The organism is Arthrobacter sp. ATA002 (genome assembly GCF_026898095.1).
In the GTDB taxonomy this organism is placed as follows: domain Bacteria; phylum Actinomycetota; class Actinomycetes; order Actinomycetales; family Micrococcaceae; genus Arthrobacter_B.
Window position 1 is genome coordinate 1,784,635 of record NZ_CP114015.1, and the last position, 15,671, is coordinate 1,800,305.

General features: G+C 64.6%; 13 protein-coding genes and 2 pseudogenes. 8 read left to right on the forward strand and 7 right to left on the reverse strand.

Annotated elements, in window-relative coordinates; translation table 11 throughout:
- Positions 1-31: 31 nt before the first annotated feature.
- Positions 32-823: an IclR family transcriptional regulator gene (locus tag OL239_RS08790; RefSeq protein WP_268911503.1), complete on the reverse strand. Its 792-nt coding sequence runs from the start codon at positions 821-823 to the stop codon at positions 32-34.
- A 194-nt stretch (positions 824-1,017) separates the two neighbouring features.
- Here OL239_RS08790 and OL239_RS08795 point away from each other — a divergent pair, with 194 nt between their 5' ends.
- Positions 1,018-1,836, forward strand: a complete 819-nt coding sequence (locus tag OL239_RS08795; RefSeq protein ID WP_329609384.1) for a maleate cis-trans isomerase family protein — start codon at positions 1,018-1,020, stop codon at positions 1,834-1,836.
- A gap of 9 nt (positions 1,837-1,845) precedes the next feature.
- Complete coding sequence (locus OL239_RS08800; RefSeq protein ID WP_268911504.1) at positions 1,846-3,180, forward strand: SLC13 family permease; 1,335 nt, start codon at positions 1,846-1,848, stop codon at positions 3,178-3,180.
- On the opposite strand, the gene OL239_RS08805 is transcribed toward OL239_RS08800, so the two are convergent.
- Positions 3,110-3,952, reverse strand: a complete 843-nt coding sequence (locus tag OL239_RS08805) for a flavin reductase family protein (protein WP_268911505.1) — start codon at positions 3,950-3,952, stop codon at positions 3,110-3,112. The genes OL239_RS08800 and OL239_RS08805 overlap by 71 nt on opposite strands.
- Before the next feature lie 94 nt (positions 3,953-4,046).
- Here OL239_RS08805 and holA point away from each other — a divergent pair, with 94 nt between their 5' ends.
- Entirely contained in the window at positions 4,047-5,084 is a 1,038-nt protein-coding gene (gene holA / locus OL239_RS08810; RefSeq protein WP_442864257.1) for a DNA polymerase III subunit delta, read from the forward strand.
- 97 nt (positions 5,085-5,181) lie between these two features.
- On the opposite strand, the gene rpsT is transcribed toward holA, so the two are convergent.
- Both rpsT and OL239_RS08820 read right to left on the reverse strand, forming a co-directional pair.
- Complete coding sequence (gene rpsT, locus OL239_RS08815; RefSeq protein ID WP_104054078.1) at positions 5,182-5,442, reverse strand: 30S ribosomal protein S20; 261 nt, start codon at positions 5,440-5,442, stop codon at positions 5,182-5,184.
- Between the two features lie 237 nt (positions 5,443-5,679).
- Entirely contained in the window at positions 5,680-6,282 is a 603-nt protein-coding gene (locus OL239_RS08820; RefSeq protein ID WP_268911507.1) for a type II toxin-antitoxin system PemK/MazF family toxin, read from the reverse strand.
- A 174-nt stretch (positions 6,283-6,456) separates the two neighbouring features.
- On the opposite strand from OL239_RS08820, the gene lepA reads away from it, so the two are divergent.
- On the forward strand, positions 6,457-8,310 hold the full coding sequence (lepA, locus tag OL239_RS08825) for a translation elongation factor 4 (RefSeq protein WP_268911508.1): 1,854 nt from the start codon (positions 6,457-6,459) through the stop codon (positions 8,308-8,310).
- Positions 8,307-9,537, forward strand: a pseudogene (hemW, locus tag OL239_RS08830) (radical SAM family heme chaperone HemW). The gene lepA and the pseudogene hemW overlap by 4 nt, the downstream one beginning before the upstream one ends.
- Positions 9,538-9,630: 93 nt before the next feature.
- On the opposite strand, the gene OL239_RS08835 reads toward hemW, so the two are convergent.
- Positions 9,631-10,059, reverse strand: coding sequence for a DUF4870 domain-containing protein (locus OL239_RS08835; protein ID WP_268911509.1), 429 nt, complete (start codon positions 10,057-10,059; stop codon positions 9,631-9,633).
- Between the two features lie 114 nt (positions 10,060-10,173).
- Positions 10,174-11,015 (reverse strand): annotated as a pseudogene (locus tag OL239_RS08840) (DUF3097 domain-containing protein).
- Between the two features lie 199 nt (positions 11,016-11,214).
- Here OL239_RS08840 and hrcA point away from each other — a divergent pair.
- The 3 genes from hrcA to OL239_RS08855 all read left to right on the forward strand — a co-directional run bounded on the left by hrcA (position 11,215) and on the right by OL239_RS08855 (position 14,277).
- Positions 11,215-12,228 carry a heat-inducible transcriptional repressor HrcA gene (hrcA, locus tag OL239_RS08845; protein ID WP_268911510.1) on the forward strand — a complete coding sequence of 338 codons (1,014 nt, stop codon included), beginning with the start codon at positions 11,215-11,217 and terminating at the stop codon, positions 12,226-12,228.
- Positions 12,229-12,361: 133 nt separating this feature from the next.
- Positions 12,362-13,510 carry a molecular chaperone DnaJ gene (gene dnaJ / locus OL239_RS08850; protein ID WP_268911511.1) on the forward strand — a complete coding sequence of 383 codons (1,149 nt, stop codon included), beginning with the start codon at positions 12,362-12,364 and terminating at the stop codon, positions 13,508-13,510.
- Between the two features lie 2 nt (positions 13,511-13,512).
- Positions 13,513-14,277, forward strand: coding sequence for a 16S rRNA (uracil(1498)-N(3))-methyltransferase (locus tag OL239_RS08855; RefSeq protein ID WP_268911512.1), 765 nt, complete (start codon positions 13,513-13,515; stop codon positions 14,275-14,277).
- Positions 14,278-14,323: 46 nt separating this feature from the next.
- Here the strand turns inward: OL239_RS08855 and OL239_RS08860 are convergent, their stop codons facing one another.
- On the reverse strand, positions 14,324-15,268 hold the full coding sequence (locus OL239_RS08860) for a GerMN domain-containing protein (protein ID WP_268911513.1): 945 nt from the start codon (positions 15,266-15,268) through the stop codon (positions 14,324-14,326).
- Positions 15,269-15,671 lie beyond the last annotated feature (403 nt).

Here is a 15,671-nt window from a genome sequence, read left to right on the forward strand (position 1 = left end):
TCCGGCTGGTTGCCCAGAAGCTGTTGGTGGTTCAGAAGTCTTGGAACGGCCCATACCCCAGGAGGTTGCTCGCTTTTTTGGCGGTTTGAGCTACCACTGGTCCCAACCGTGGAGCGTCCTCCTTTGTAACCCGCTGGGTGGGAAAACCTAAGCCGAGCGCAGCAACCAACCGTCCCGCGTGGTCGAATACAGGCGCACTAATGGAGCCAACGTCCTCATGGCGTTCACCGAAAGCTGCGTAGTACCCCAGCGCCCGAGCCTCCTCTGCCTGTTCCCGGAGGCGGCCGACGTCTTTGGGCGTGTCATTGGTAAAGCGTTCCAACCCAGTCGTCTCGGACGGGTTGATAACGTCCCATGCCTCAGGGTCGAATGCGAGAAAAATCTTCCCTGGAGCTCCGGCATGGATTGGCATCACCATTCCAACCATGAAGGGGCGCATGACGACATGCCTTGTCTCAGCCACTGCCACGATTGTTCTGTAGGCGCCGTCCCTGATGTACAACGAGGCCGTCTCTCCGGTGGCATCACGCAGCTCTTGGAGAACTGGTTTGATGAGGCGCACTACATCGAGTCCGAAAGTACCGGGGGTAGCCCACCGCACCAAGCCAATGCCAATCCGGTACCGGTCACCTTCCCGGTCGAGGAAACCCTCGTGCAGCATGCTTTGCACCAGCCGCTGGCATGTGCTTGAAGGCAGTCCAGTGCTTCGAATGATGTCCTGAAGCGTGGGGTCAGGCCGCTCGATTGAAAAGCAATCGAGAATGGTCGTTACCTTGCTCAAAACCAGGAGCGGTGTGGAGCCTTGAGGTTTCTGCGTTGCCATCTGAGCCCTTCCTTCCGGTTGCTTTCGTCGCGCAAATCAGCGGCCCCTACTGTACCCGCTGGGGCCGAGCTGAACCTGAAGCGCGGTCACGTGATGCTTGACACACTCACCCTGAACCCACACTATGGGTTGTGAACTCGCGATGTGGGTTGAAATCGTTCCTGTCACCAATACCTTTTGAGGCGGAGAAAAGTATGAGCACTTCCGACATCACAGCCGAAGTTGAGACTGAACCGAAACGTCCGGGTTCATCCCGAGTGGGACTGATCGTTCCCAGTTCCAACACGACGATGGAAACCGAGCTTCCGGAGTTGTTTCGGCGCCAAACCGAAGCGACCGGGCACAAGTACACCTTCCACTCGGCCCGGGCAGGCATGAAGAATGTCAACCGCGAAGAGCTACTGGCGATGGTGGGCAAAGCAGCAGACTGTGCGGAGGCAGTTTCCGACGCCGACGTCGATGTCATCGCTTACGCCTGTCTGGTGGCCGTCATGGCACAAGGACCTGAAGCGCACGTCGAGTCGGAGCGGGTGCTTGGTGAGGCGGCTGCTGGTAACGGGCACCCTGCGCCCGTTACCAGCAGTGCCGGGGCGCTCGTTCGCACCCTGCAGGGGATTGGTGCCAGAAAGGTTGCGATGGTGACGCCATACATGAAACCTCTGACCAGCATGGTAGTTGACTACATCGAGGGCGCAGGGATATCCGTTCTGGATGCCACGAGCCTCGAGGTTGACGACAACCTCGCTGTAGGGTGCCTGGACCCGCAGAACCTCCCTGACATTGCGCGCCGGCTTAAGCGTGAAGGCGCGGATGCCATTGTCCTGTCTGCCTGCGTCCAAATGCCTTCGTTGCCCGCGGTGCAGGCGGTCGAGGAAGAGTTCGGACTCCCGGTTATCACCGCCGCCACAGCAACGACGTACGAGATCCTCAAATCGCTCGGGCACCAGCCGGTGATCTCCGGTGCGGGCCGCCTGCTTTCGGGGATGCTCGTCGCTGACAACTCGAAAGTCTAGGCGGCCGCGATGTCCTTATCCATCATCGCCTTTGCGGTCCTCATTGTTGCTTTCGCCATCGGATCCTTTACCCGGATTAACGCGGGACTTATCGCTACAGTTGCCGCGTTCGGAGTGGGCACTTTGGTGGCGGGACTGCCCATTACCGATGTCATCGCCCAATTCCCCTCCGGGCTTTTCTTCATCCTTATTGGTGCGACGCTGCTTTTTGCCATTGTGCGGATCAACGGCACCATCGATCTTCTGGCCTACTGGGCAGAGCGGCTGGCGGGCGACCGGAAGATCCTTGTACCTGTCCTGATGTTTCTCTTGACAGCCATCCTCGCTTCAGCGGGAGCCTTTACACCGGCGGCGATTGCCATCGTTGCTCCAGTGGCTCTGGCCCTCGGCATGCGTTTTGGCATTAGCACTCTTGCCATGGGTCTAGTAGTGGTGCAGGGCGCCAACGCCGGTGCTTTTTCGCCGGTGAATCCCTTTGGCGTGCTTGCCAACGTCATGCTTGAAGACGCAGGGGCCTCTGCAGATTCGTTCAAGCTCTACATCTACTGCTTTGTCTTCAATGCGGTGCTCGCCGTTCTGGCTTATGTCCTTGTTCAGTGGGTCATGCGGCGCCGAAACCTTCGGCGAGAGGAAGGGCCGGTATCCACAGGCTCGGACAATGATTCGCCGGCGGCAGGAGCAAGTGGCCAGGAAGAGGCTATGCCGTCCACGGAATCAGAGGCGCTAGGGCACTCGACGTCGCGCAGCGACACTGCTCTGGCCGACACGGAGACCCAGGCATCCCAAGCTCCGGTCAAGGTCGCGGTGACGCCCATGCGGGTGCTGACGCTGCTCGGCATCGGTTCACTCCTCATCCTCACGACCGTCTTTGGCCTTGACGTGGGTGTTGCCTCCCTCATCATTGTCCTGGCGCTGATCTGTCTGGATCCGGGCGTCCAGAAGCCTGCGGTCGAGAACATGCCCTGGTCCGCCATCATTCTGGTCACAGGCATCGTGACCTACGTGGGAATGCTGGAGGAAATGGGTGCGCTGGAGGAGCTGCAGGCAGGAATTGAAAGTCTGGGCAGCAGCTCCGTCGCCGCGCTCATCACCAGCTATGTCGTGGCCGTTGTTTCCGCATTCGCTTCCACCACCGGCACTCTCGGGGTAGTGAGTCCGATCGTAACGCCTATTGCCATGGACCCGCTCCTGACGCCCATCGGAGTGGTGACAGCCATCGCGATCAGTTCCTCTGTGGTCGATGTAAGCCCCATGTCAACCAGCGGTGCGCTGCTCATGGCAAGCGCCCAGCCCAGGATGAGCGCCTGTTCTTCCGGGCACTTCTCCTTTGGGCGGTGGCGATGATCGCCGTCGTGCCACTGCTTGTGTGGTTCATATTCGTGCAGCTCGGCCTAGGATAAAGGCCGGAACGTTCGACAAAGTTCGAATCAACGGGATGCGCATAAGAGTGCGGGGACGTCCACACCGATTGGACGCCCCCGCAGTCTGACTTAATGTTCCGTTCCCGGAGTGAAATGCCCCGGCCACTCTGATTTTCGGATTCTCTTGATCTCGCGGACTTCCCCCAGCATGCTCCATTCATCCAAGCCAAGGCGTGAGAGCGGCTCAAGCTGATGGATCCGGGGTGATCGCCGTCGAGAAACTCAGACAGGACCGCTGCATGAGTCACCCGGCCGAAAATGATGGTGCAGTCTCCCATGGGCAGGATCAGGTGGGTTTTGCATTCCAGGGCCACCGGAGATTCCTTCACCCGCGGCGGCGATACGGTCAGGCTTTCTTCGCGTGTCAGGCCGGCCGCGTCGAACTCGCTGACTTCCGGCGGAAAGCTTGTTCCAGTGGCATTTACTTCAGCCATCAGGCTCGCCGGGGACATGTTCACGACAAACTCACCCGTGGCCCGGATGTTGCGTAACGAGTCCTTCTCTCCGACCGATGTGAACTGAATGATGGGCGGCTTCACCGACGAAACGGTGAAAAAGGAGTGGGGAGCCAGATTGTCGATGCCCTCCGCGGACAGGGTGGACACCCAGGCAATCGGCCGGGGGACCACGACGGACGTCAGCAGGCGGTAGAAATCACCGGAGGGCATCTGGTCTGGGTCAAAGTATGTGCGCACTGCTCCAGACTAGCCATGCAGCTCCACCCGGGGCGGGTAGTGTTGGAGTGTCCCCAGCGTAGTTCCGCCGTCCCATCCCAGGAGTCCGTTTACTGTGAACCCGGCCGTCCCGTCCGCAAAGCGAAGCACCGCAAAGTCTGCCGGTAAATCCGCGGGAAAGATTGTCTCCTGGCGTGAGGTGGAACCCGCTCCGGTGGTACTGCTCAGCGGGCCCGAAGACTATCTGGCCGGCCGCGCCATGGAACGGATCCGCGCTACCCTGCGCCAGGACCAGCCGGACACAGAGATTGTCCGTCTGGACGCGGCAGCCTATGCCGCCGGCGACCTCATGCTGCATTCAAGCCCTTCGCTTTTCGGCGAGGCCAAACTCATCGAGGCCTCGAACCTGGCCGCAATGAATGATGAGTTCCTGACCGACACTCTCGCGTATCTCACGGACACTGCACCCGACACGGTGCTGGTGCTCAGCCACGGTGGAGGCAACCGCGGCAAGAAACTCCTGGATGCGGTGAAGGCCGCCGGGGCGCCGGTGGTGGAGTGCCAGCCGTTCAAGAAGGACGCTGAGAAGCTGGACTTTGTGGCCCAGGAATTCAAAGCTGCCCGGCGGCGGATCGACCCGGCTGCCTCCCGCGCCCTGGTTGCCGCCGTGGGCTCCAAATTGGCGGATCTGGCGGCCGCCTGCCGGCAGCTGATCAACGACGCTTCCGGGGAAATCAGCGAAGAGCTCGTGGAAAAGTACTACGGCGGCCGGGTGGAGGCCACCGCCTTCAAGGTGGCCGATGCGGCGCTGGCCGGACGCGGGGGACAGGCACTGTCCATGCTGCGCCACGCGCTGGACACCGGCGTGGATCCGGTGCCGCTGGTGGGTGCGCTGGCCATGAAGGTCCGGGCCGTAGCCAAGGTGGCGAACCTTCGCGGCTCATCGGCGTCCATGGCGAAGGACCTGGGCATGGCGCCGTGGCAGGTGGACCAGGCCCGGCGCGACGCCCAGCACTGGTCGCAGGAATCCCTGATCAAAGCGGTGCAGGTGCTGGCGGAAGCCGATGCGCAGGTCAAGGGTGCCGGACGCGACCCCGTGTACGCCGTCGAGCACGCCGTGACGGTGATCTCGCTCGCGGCAGCCGGGCGTTGAGGCGCCCCGGCGAAGGCCGGGAGTTCCTGCTGCAAGCGGTCTGGCCGGCCCCCGAAGGGACCGGCCAGACCGATAAGACTAATACAGGAACAACAGCTTAGAGTGCGTTGACCTTCTTGGAGATGGCCGACTTGCGGTTGGCAGCGTTGTTCTTGTGAATAACACCCTTGCTGACAGCCTTGTCCAGCTTGCGGCTGGCAGTGGCCACTGCTGCGACTGCGGCATCCTTGTCGCTGGCCTTCAGGGCAGCGTCAACGGAGCGGATTGCGGTCTTCAGCTCGGACTTCACCGAGTTGTTGCGCATGCGCGCCTTCTCGTTGGTGAGGATGCGCTTCTTCTGGGACTTAATATTGGCCACGTATATAAACTCTCTTTGTATTGCGGACTTGGTCGGTGAGGGAATTTCAGCCCAGACATTGACTGAGCGGCGTGGGGATACCGTAATGGCGCCTGAACTGAAGTGCCCGTCGACCTGCGCGGACACACAGCAATAAATATTAGCAGAACTTGGACGCGAAGGCCCATTGGCGGGCGGAGCGGACGACGGCGCGGCTTTCCTCAGGTGCGCGGCCCCGGCCGGGCGGGCGGCAGGTAATCAGTTCCGAGCCGAGAATCGAGAGGCCACGCGCTGAAACGCGGCGGCGGACATCACGGCCCCCTGGCGCCGGACAGCCGCCGGGTCCAGCTGCAGCACGCGGTCCAGCTTGACCTCGCTGGGCCGGCCCCGGCTGTCCCAGGGGCCGGTGCCAACGTCCACATAGTCCGGATCTGACTCCCGTCCGTTGTTGCGGTCGCGGGTGGTCATCATCAGGGCCAGCAGCCGCGGGCCGCTGCGGCCAATCAGCAGCACCGGGCGGTCCTTGCCCTGGGAATAGTCGTCCTCATAGGGAACCCAGGCCCACACCACTTCGCCCGGGTCGGGGGAGCCATCCGGTGACGGAGCGTATACAGGGGCGACCTTGCCCCGGTAGTCACCCGGGTAGGCGCCCGGTGCGGCAGGTTTCCGGGCCGTAGACGTTGGCGCGGACTTCCGGACGGAGGAGTTCGCTGCCGGCTTCGGACCGGCGGTCTTGTTTCGGGTGGTGGGTGAGCCAGGGGCGGAACGGCCCGGCCTGGCCGCGGAACCGGTGCCGGAACGGATGAGCAGGCGAAGGGCCGAACGGGCCAGGGAAAGAAAGGAGCGGCTGGAGGAGGACATGACCCCACGCTATTACGTTCGGCGGTTCCAGCACGGACCGGCAAACGTGGGAGACTGTTAATTCAGCAGTTAAAACCACCAGGAAAAACGACGAACCGCGCCCTAACCGGTTCCGGCCCACGGCCACCGCCGCAGCCGCCGTGAAGTCCTGTGAACAGTAAAGGAACCGCCACAGTGTCACCTATGGCCCGCTTCTCACCGGTGCCTGCCGCGACGGATCCGGCGATCATCAGAAACTTCTGCATCATCGCCCACATCGACCACGGCAAGTCAACCCTGGCCGACCGCATGCTCCAGTCCACCGGCGTCGTCGAGCACCGGAACATGAAGGCCCAGTACCTGGACCGCATGGACATTGAGCGCGAACGCGGCATCACCATCAAGTCGCAGGCCGTGCGCATGCCGTGGGAGCTCGACGGCGAGTCCTACGCCCTGAACATGATCGACACCCCGGGCCACGTGGATTTCACCTACGAGGTGTCCCGGTCCCTGGCAGCCTGCGAAGGAGCCGTGCTGCTGGTGGACGCGGCCCAGGGCATCGAGGCCCAGACGCTGGCCAACCTGTACCTGGCGATGGAGAACGACCTCACCATCATTCCGGTCCTGAACAAGATCGACCTCCCGGCAGCGCAGCCGGAGAAGTACGCCGAGGAACTGGCGAAGCTGATTGGCGGCGATCCGGCGGATGTCCTGCGGGTTTCCGGCAAGACCGGTGTTGGCGTCGAAGCCCTGCTGGACCAGATTGTGCGCGAGATTCCGGCACCGGTGGGCGACCCCAACGCTCCCGCCCGCGCCATGATCTTCGACTCCGTGTACGACACCTACCGCGGCGTCGTCACCTACGTGCGTGTGGTCGACGGCAAGCTCTCGCCCCGCGAACGCATCCAGATGATGTCCACCCGGGCCAGCCACGAACTCCTCGAGATCGGCGTCAGCTCACCGGAACCCACCCCGTCCAAGGGGCTGGGGGTCGGCGAGGTCGGCTACCTGATCACCGGTGTGAAGGACGTCCGGCTGTCCAAGGTCGGCGACACCGTCACCAACCTGGCCAAGCCGGCCGCCGAATCGTTGCCCGGCTACGCCGATCCCAAGCCCATGGTGTTCTCCGGCCTGTACCCGATCGACGGTGCGGACTACCCGGTGCTGCGCGACGCGTTGGAAAAACTGATGCTCAACGATGCCGCCCTGGTCTACGAGCCGGAAACCTCGGCCGCGCTGGGCTTCGGCTTCCGCGTGGGCTTCCTGGGGCTGCTGCACCTGGAAATCACCCGTGAACGGCTCGAGCGCGAGTACAACCTTGACCTGATCTCCACCGCGCCCAACGTGGAATACGAGGTGACGCTCGAGGACAAGAAGGTCGTCACTGTCACAAACCCCAGCGAGTACCCCGAGGGCAAGATCAAAGAGGTCCGCGAGCCAATGGTCTCGGCCACGATCCTGGCGCCGAACGAATTCGTCGGCGCCATCATGGAGCTGTGCCAGTCCCGCCGCGGTGTCCTGGGCGGCATGGACTATCTCTCCGAGGACCGGGTGGAAATCCGGTACCGCCTGCCGCTGGCCGAGATCGTTTTTGACTTCTTCGACATCCTCAAATCCAAGACCCGCGGCTACGCCTCGCTGGACTGGAAAGCCGACGGCGAGCAGGTGGCTGACCTGGTCAAGGTGGACATCCTGCTCCAGGGCGAACAGGTGGATGCCTTCAGCTCCATCACGCACAAGGACAAGGCCTACTCCTACGGTGTGATGATGACCGGCAAGCTGCGCGAACTCATTCCGCGCCAGCAGTTCGAGGTGCCCATCCAGGCTGCCATCGGCTCCCGGATCATTGCCCGCGAATCCATCCGTGCCATCCGCAAGGACGTGCTGGCCAAGTGCTACGGCGGCGACATCAGCCGTAAGCGCAAGCTGCTCGAAAAGCAGAAGGAGGGCAAGAAGCGCATGAAGATGGTTGGCCGCGTGGAAGTTCCGCAGGAAGCCTTCGTGGCTGCACTTTCCTCCGACGATTCCAAGGACAAAGCCAAGAAGTGACACCCAGCGCACTGCCCCTCGGGGATCCCGCACCCGCCGACGGCCTCCTGCCCGCGCAGGCGGCGGAGGGAGCGGCGGACCGGAACTTCGGTCTCTACGTCCATATTCCGTTCTGCTCCGTCCGCTGCGGGTACTGCGACTTCAACACCTACACCGCCACCGAGCTCGGGGGCGGCGCCTCGCAGGACGCCTACGGCGGCACGGCGCAGCAGGAAGTGCGGTTCGCCGCGCAGGTGCTCGAGGCCTCGGGGCTTCCGGCGCGGAAAATGGGCACCGTCTTTTTCGGCGGCGGCACTCCCACCCTCCTGCCGGCGGAGGATCTTGCCGGGATCCTGAAAACGGCCGTGGACGCATGGGGCCTGGAGCCGGGGGCCGAAGTTACCACCGAAGCCAATCCGGATTCGGTCACCCCGCAGTCCCTGCAGTTGCTCGCCGACGCCGGTTTCACCCGGGTCTCCTTCGGCATGCAGTCGGCTGTTCCGCACGTGCTGGCGGTCCTGGACCGAACCCACACGCCGTCGCGCGTTCCCGAGGCCGTGAAGTGGGCGCGCGACGCCGGCCTGAAGGTGAGCGTTGACCTGATCTACGGCACGCCGGGGGAGTCCCTGGCAGACTGGAAGGTTTCCGTGGAGGAGGCGCTGAGCTACGAGCCGGACCACATCTCGGCCTACGCGCTGATCATCGAGGACGGTACCAAGCTGGCCGCGCGCATGCGGCGCGGCGAGGTGCCGCCGATCGACGACGACGACCACGCGGACAAATACCTCATGGCCGACGAGATGATGTCGGCGGCCGGCCTGTCCTGGTACGAAGTGAGCAACTGGGCCCGGACCCTGCCGACCAGTGCCGGCACAACCTGGCCTACTGGCGCAGCGGTGACTGGTGGGGCATCGGCCCCGGCGCGCACTCGCACGCCGGCGGCGTGCGCTGGTGGAACGCCAAGCACCCCACCGCCTACGCGCAGCGGCTGGCTGCCGGTGAGTCACCGGCGGTGGGCCGTGAAACGCTCGACGCTGAAACCCGGTATGTGGAAGACATCATGCTGCGCACCCGGCTGGCCGAGGGGCTGGAACTGTCCCGGCTGAAGGAATCAGGCCGGCTCGCGGTGGCCGGGCTGATGGCCGACGGGCTGGTGGATGCCAGGGCGGCCCTGACGGGCCGGGTGCTGCTGACGACCAGGGCCGCCTGCTGGCGGACGCCGTCGTGCGCCGTTTGCTGCCTGACTGACGGCTCCGCCGAACCGAAGAGGGCCCCGGGCCGGCAGCAAATGCCGACCCGGGGCCCTCCGTGCAGGCGGTCCCTACTGGATGCGGCGCAGGTTCACTGGATGCGGCGCAGGTTCAGCCGGTACCGGTAGGGGCGTCCGCGGTTGACTTCGACGCCGGCGACAACCGAGGCCACGGCAATGGCGATCCAGAGCAGGGCGTTCAAAAGGGCGAAGGCACCGCCGACGACGGGAATGAAGGACAGCAGCCAGGCGACCAGGGCAATAACCGTGGGAGGGAGCGTGAAGTTCAGCGCTTCCTTGGATTCCTGGGCCGTGAACGGCCCGCGGTCGCGGAAGACCAGATAAATGACCAGTGACGGAATAAACCCCAGAATGCCGCCGAAATGCGCCATGGTGGCCCACTGCCGGTCCTCGGAAGCAGTCAGGGGCAGGGCAGTGGCCGGCGCGCCCCGGTAGGCGGGACGGTCGCCGGAACTCCGGTCGTCGGGCTGGGGGTGGTCGTTTTGGCGAAGATTCGACACTGCTGATTCCTTTGTGACTCTGGATGCCTGGTCGGTGCGGTTTGCTGCCCTGCATCTCCACTAGATTACTGGCAACCGGGCCGGCCCCCGGCATGCGGGGCCGCGCGCGGGTCGCTACGGCACCGTCAGGAAGTCGATCACTTCCTCCACCCGGCCCAGCAGCGAGGGTTCCAGATCAGCGTACGTGGTGACGGCTCCCAGCAGTTTCTTCCATCCCACGGCCACATCCGTGTGGTCCCGGTGCGGCCAGCCCAGGCCCCGAAGGATGCCCGTCTTCCAGTCCTCGTTCCGGGGCACGGCCGGCCATGCGGACAGGCCGATGGTCTGCGGCTTGATGGCCTGCCACACATCCACGTACGGGTGGCCGACGATCAGCACGTTTCCGCGCGCGCCGGGGTGTTTCATGGCTTCGGCGGCGATGCGGGATTCCTTGGAGCCGGCCACCAAATGGTCCACCAGGATGCCCAGCCTGCGCTCCGGGCCCGGATTGAAGTCGCGGACCGCCGCGTACACGTCATCCACGCCGTGCAGGGGCTCGACGACGATGCCCTCCACGCGCAGGTCATCGCCCCACACCTTCTCCACCAGTTCGGCGTCGTGCTTGCCTTCCACCCAAATCCGGCTCGCCCTCGCCGTGCGCGCCCGCATGTTGTCCACACGGACGGAGCCCGACGCCGTCCGGCGGGGCGCAGGAGCCGATGCCTTCACCGCGGGGATTACCTCCACGGGCTCACCGTCGAGCAGGAAACCGAATCCCAGTTCAAAGGACTTGGTTTTCCCCTGCGGTCCTCCAGCACCATCAGGTGCAGTCCGCCGGACTTCTCCACCCGGACCACGGCTCCGACCCACCCGCTTTGCACGTCCTCGAGCACCAGGCCCGTCTCGGCACCGACTTTGGGGAGCGTTTTCCGGGCCGGGGCACTGATGTCCTGCGGCCCCCACGAAAAGTTGGACACGGGTGTTTTCCTCGCTTTGGTTGGTCCGGTGCAGCCGGCACCTGCGCGTCCGGCAGCTGCGCGGCACGGGACACTCAATGCTAGCAACGACTCCGATCCGTATTAGACTTAGCACTTAGGCATGGGGAGTGCTAACCGGGGCGGGAGCCGTTCCCGGGACGCAGGCAGACATAGGGCCATCGGCGAGGGAGGGAAAACCATGAGTGAGCCACGCAGACTCGAGGTGCTCCGGGCCATTGTTGAAGACTATGTCCATTCGCGCGAGCCCGTCGGTTCCAAGGCCCTGGTGGAGCGCCACCAGCTCGGTGTGTCCAGCGCCACCATCCGCAACGACATGGCAGCCCTTGAAGAAGAGGGGCTGATTGTTGCTCCGCACACCTCAGCCGGCCGCATTCCCACCGATAAGGGCTACCGGCTGTTCGTGGACCGGATTTCGGATGTAAAGCCGCTGTCGGCCGCGGAACGGAAGGCAATCCAGACCCTGCTTGAGGGTGCCGAAGACCTCGACGACGTCATGGAGCGCACGGTCCGGCTGCTGTCGCAGCTGACCAACCAGGTGGCCGTGGTGCAGTACCCGCACCTGGGCAACGCCCGGGTGCGGCACATCGAATTTGTGCTGCTTGCCCCGGCCCAGGTGCTTGTTGTCCTGATTTCCACCACCGGCAGGGTGGAGCAGCGGGTCATCACGCTGCCGGACCAGGTCGCCGAACCGGATCTCCTGGAACTGCGCCGGCACTTCCTCGCAGTACTGGGCGGCACCGCGCTCACGCGCATCACCGGCCAGCTGGCCGAGTGCCTGGCAACCGTTCCAGCCCCCAAGCGGCGCAACGCCGGCGTCCTGGCCCGCTGCCTTGAGCAGTTGGCCGGAATCAACCGCGAGGACCGAATGGTGATGGCCGGGACCGCCAACCTGGCCCGCTCCACCGTAGACTTTCCCCTGACGATCGGCCCGATCCTCGAGGCGCTTGAGGAACAAGTGGTCATGCTGCGGTTGTTGTCCGAGATGGAGCAGGATGCCCGGGGAGTGTCGGTCCGGATTGGACGGGAAAATCCGCACGGTTCCCTGTCGGAAGCGTCTGTCGTGGCAACCGGCTACGGGCCTGATTCTTCCGCCAAGGTGGGGGTCCTCGGGCCGACCCGGATGGACTATCCCACGACTATGGCAACGGTCCGTGCCGTGGCACGCTATCTTTCCCGGATACTAAACAACTAGAAAAACGTTAGAGAATACAGCAGCAGTCGCCGGTGCAGGCACGCGTGAAGCGGGCGGGCACCGGCGGAAGTCTTCGAAGCGAAGAGGACACCGCGCAAGCGGATACTGCAACTACAGGAAGCGATGTGCACGAGTGAGCGATCACTACCAGGTCCTGGGCGTTGGACGCGACGCCACGGGCGAAGAAATCAAGAAGGCGTACCGGAAGCTGGCCCGCAAGCTGCATCCGGACGTCAACTCCGCTCCCGGAGCGCAGGATGAGTTCAAGGCCGTAACCCACGCCTACGAGGTGCTCGCGGACCCGCAGAAGCGCCGCATCTATGACACCACCGGCAACGAGAACGGCAGCGACAACGGCTTCGGCGGCGGTGCCGGCTTCGGCGGCCAGGGCTTTGGCTTCCAGGATATCTTCGATACGTTCTTCGGCGGTGCCGGACCCGGAGGGGGCGGCGGCCGGGGCCCGGCCTCGCGCACCCGCCGCGGCCAGGACGCCCTGATCAACGTGCGGATCGATCTCAAGGACGCCGTCTTCGGCACCAACAAGAAGATCGACGTCGACACCGCCGTCACCTGCCCGACCTGCGACGGCAGCTGCTGCCAGCCCGGCACCTCGCCGCGGACCTGTGACATCTGCCACGGTACCGGCCAGGTGCAGCGCGCCGTCCGCTCCATCCTGGGCCAGGTCATGACCAGTGCTCCCTGCGGCTCCTGCCAGGGCTACGGCTCGGTCATTCCCGACCCCTGCCACGAGTGCGCCGGCGAAGGACGCGTCCGCAGCCGCCGCAGCCTGAACATCAAGATCCCCGCGGGTGTGGCCACCGGCACCCGGATCCAGCTGGGCGGCCAGGGCGAAGCCGGAACTGCCGGCGGACCGCAGGGCGATCTGTACGTGGAGATCCGGGTCAACGCCGATCCCACTTTCGTGCGCGAGGGCGACGACCTGCATGCCACCCTGACGGTGCCCATGACCGCCGCAGCGCTGGGTTCCTCGATCAATTTCGAGACGTTCGACGGCGACCGTGAGATCAACGTCAAGGCCGGCACCCAGTCGGGGGAGATCACGACGCTCAAGGGGCTTGGCGTCACCCATCTGCGCGGTTACGGCCGCGGGGACCTGCTGGTCCATCTTCACGTGGAAACGCCGCAGAAGCTGGACACGGAGCAGGAGGAACTGCTGCGCAAGCTGGCGCAGCTGCGCGGCGAGGAGTACGCCGAAGGCCGCCTGGCCGGCAGCGGATCCGGCGTCTTCGCAAGGCTGCGGGACCGCCTGGGCAACCTCTAGCCATGACCAACCCGATTTTCTTCGGGGATCCGGGCGCTGTACGCGCGGCTGTGCCCGGATCCGTGGTGGTTCTTGAGGGTCCGGAAGCCCATCACGCCGTTGCCGTGAAGCGGCTCGCCCCCGGTGAGCCCGTGGACATTGTGGACGGTGCCGGAGTGCGGCTGACGGGAACCGTGTCCGCGGCGTCGCCGGCCCGGCTGGAAGTCCAGGTGGAAACCGTCACCGAAGAAGCAGGGGCCGCCGAAACGCTCATCCTCGTCCAGGCCCTGGCCAAGGGCGGCCGCGATGAGCAGGCCGTGGAAGCGGCGACCGAACTCGGCGCCGGCAGGGTTATCCCGTGGCAGTCCGAACGCAGCATTGTCCGCTGGCGCGCCGACAAGGCAGCCAAGGGGCAGGCAAAGTGGCAGGGCATCGTCACGGCTGCCGCGAAGCAGTCCCGCCGTTCGCGGATCCCTTCGGTGGAAGACATGGTGGAGTCGAAGGCGCTGGCACGCCGGCTCGCCAATGTGGACCTGGTGCTGGTGCTGCATGAGGAGGCCGACGGCGCCCTGGTTCCGGCGGTCACGGAGGCGCGGCGGCTCGCCGGGGACCGGCCGCTGAGCATTGCCGTGGTGGTGGGCCCCGAGGGCGGCATCAGCGCCGCGGAGGTGGAGCTGCTGCGCGGCGGCGGCGCGGTGGCGGTCCGCCTGGGTCCGCATGTCATGCGTTCTTCCACCGCGGGACCTGCCGCCCTGGCGGTGCTGAATTCCGTGCTGGGACGCTGGTAGGTCAGGGATTCCGCGGGTAGGACAGGAACCCGGTCGGAGCCCGGAGTTACTGCGCCGCCGACGACACGGTCACGCGTTTGGAATCTTCGTTGGCGCGTTCCGTCCCGTGGAAGACGCTCACGCTGTAGTCGCCCGCCGGCAGCTCCACGGTAAAGCTGAAGAGTGAGGGCCCGCCGGTGGATGCGTCGAGTTCGGCATAGCCGCGTTCCACGGCTTCCCCGGTGGGCCGTCCGTCCACAATGGGCTCCACGCGCCAGGACAGCTGTCCGCCTTCCGGCACCGCCGTTCCCTGCACCGTGAGTGAGGACTGGGAGCCGTGCCCCTCCTGCGGATCGATAATCCAAATCGGTGCCATGAGCGCCGGATCACGCAGCTGCGGACCTTCCAGGACTTCATGGCCGAATGCCGTGTAGCCGGCCTTGCCGTCCACCAGCAGCACCACCGAGGACTCGTGGCCCACGGTGGTGAGTCCGGCATTTGAGGCCGCGGCGGTGGCGGTGTAGACCAGCTGCTGCACGGCGCGGTGAGCCATTCCTGCGTCCATGGAGGTTCCGAAAGCGTCTTCGGAGATGTCCACGGTGATGACGTTCTTGCCGGAGATTGACGCGGTCACGCTGCCGGCCTTTTTCCAGGGATTGAAATAGTCCGGGTCCGACGGTGTGCCCGACGTCATGGCGAGGACTGCTTCGCCGATGGGGTCACCGTCTTTTTCAGCCGGCTGGAACTCCCTGTACAGGTGCACGTCCGAACCGTTCAGGCCCAGCCAGTACACCGGGATGCGGCCGGGTGCCGGTTTGCCTTCCAACGGGGGAACGGCAGCCAGGGGAGCAGCAATGGTGCTCCCGGCGGAGTCGCCGAAGGAAATGGGCATGGTGGTGGTCGGGCTCGCGGCAACCACGCCGCAGCCGCTGAAGAGGAGTGACGAAACAACCAGCAGTCCGGCGTAGCGCCGGCGGCCCGGCCGCATCAGCCGGCGGTCCATTAAGCCCATTCAGTCCTCCTTCCGCGAAATGATCGCTTTCCAGCTTGGCACATGCCAAACGCCCGATCCGCGGTCTTGACCATCCTGCGGCCGGACTGAGACCCGATTGAGACCCGGCGGGCAGCCGCGGCGCCGGGGGCGGTACCGGGGGCGGTACCTGCACGATCCGGGACGCGCCAAATGAGGGAAGACTTCGTGCGGAGGCATCAAGTAATATTGGAGTGTCTGTCGTAACAGCGCCCGCGTCGGGCGGCCGCACCCGGCAGGACCGGGCAGTTCCAACATGCTCAGCACAAAACACCACACACTCTGCAAAAGGGGCGATGAAAGGCCTGGGAAGGCCGAATATATGACTGAATCCTCAGGAATTGGCACCATCGGGCTGGATCAGCAGACCATCGTCTTTGATTCC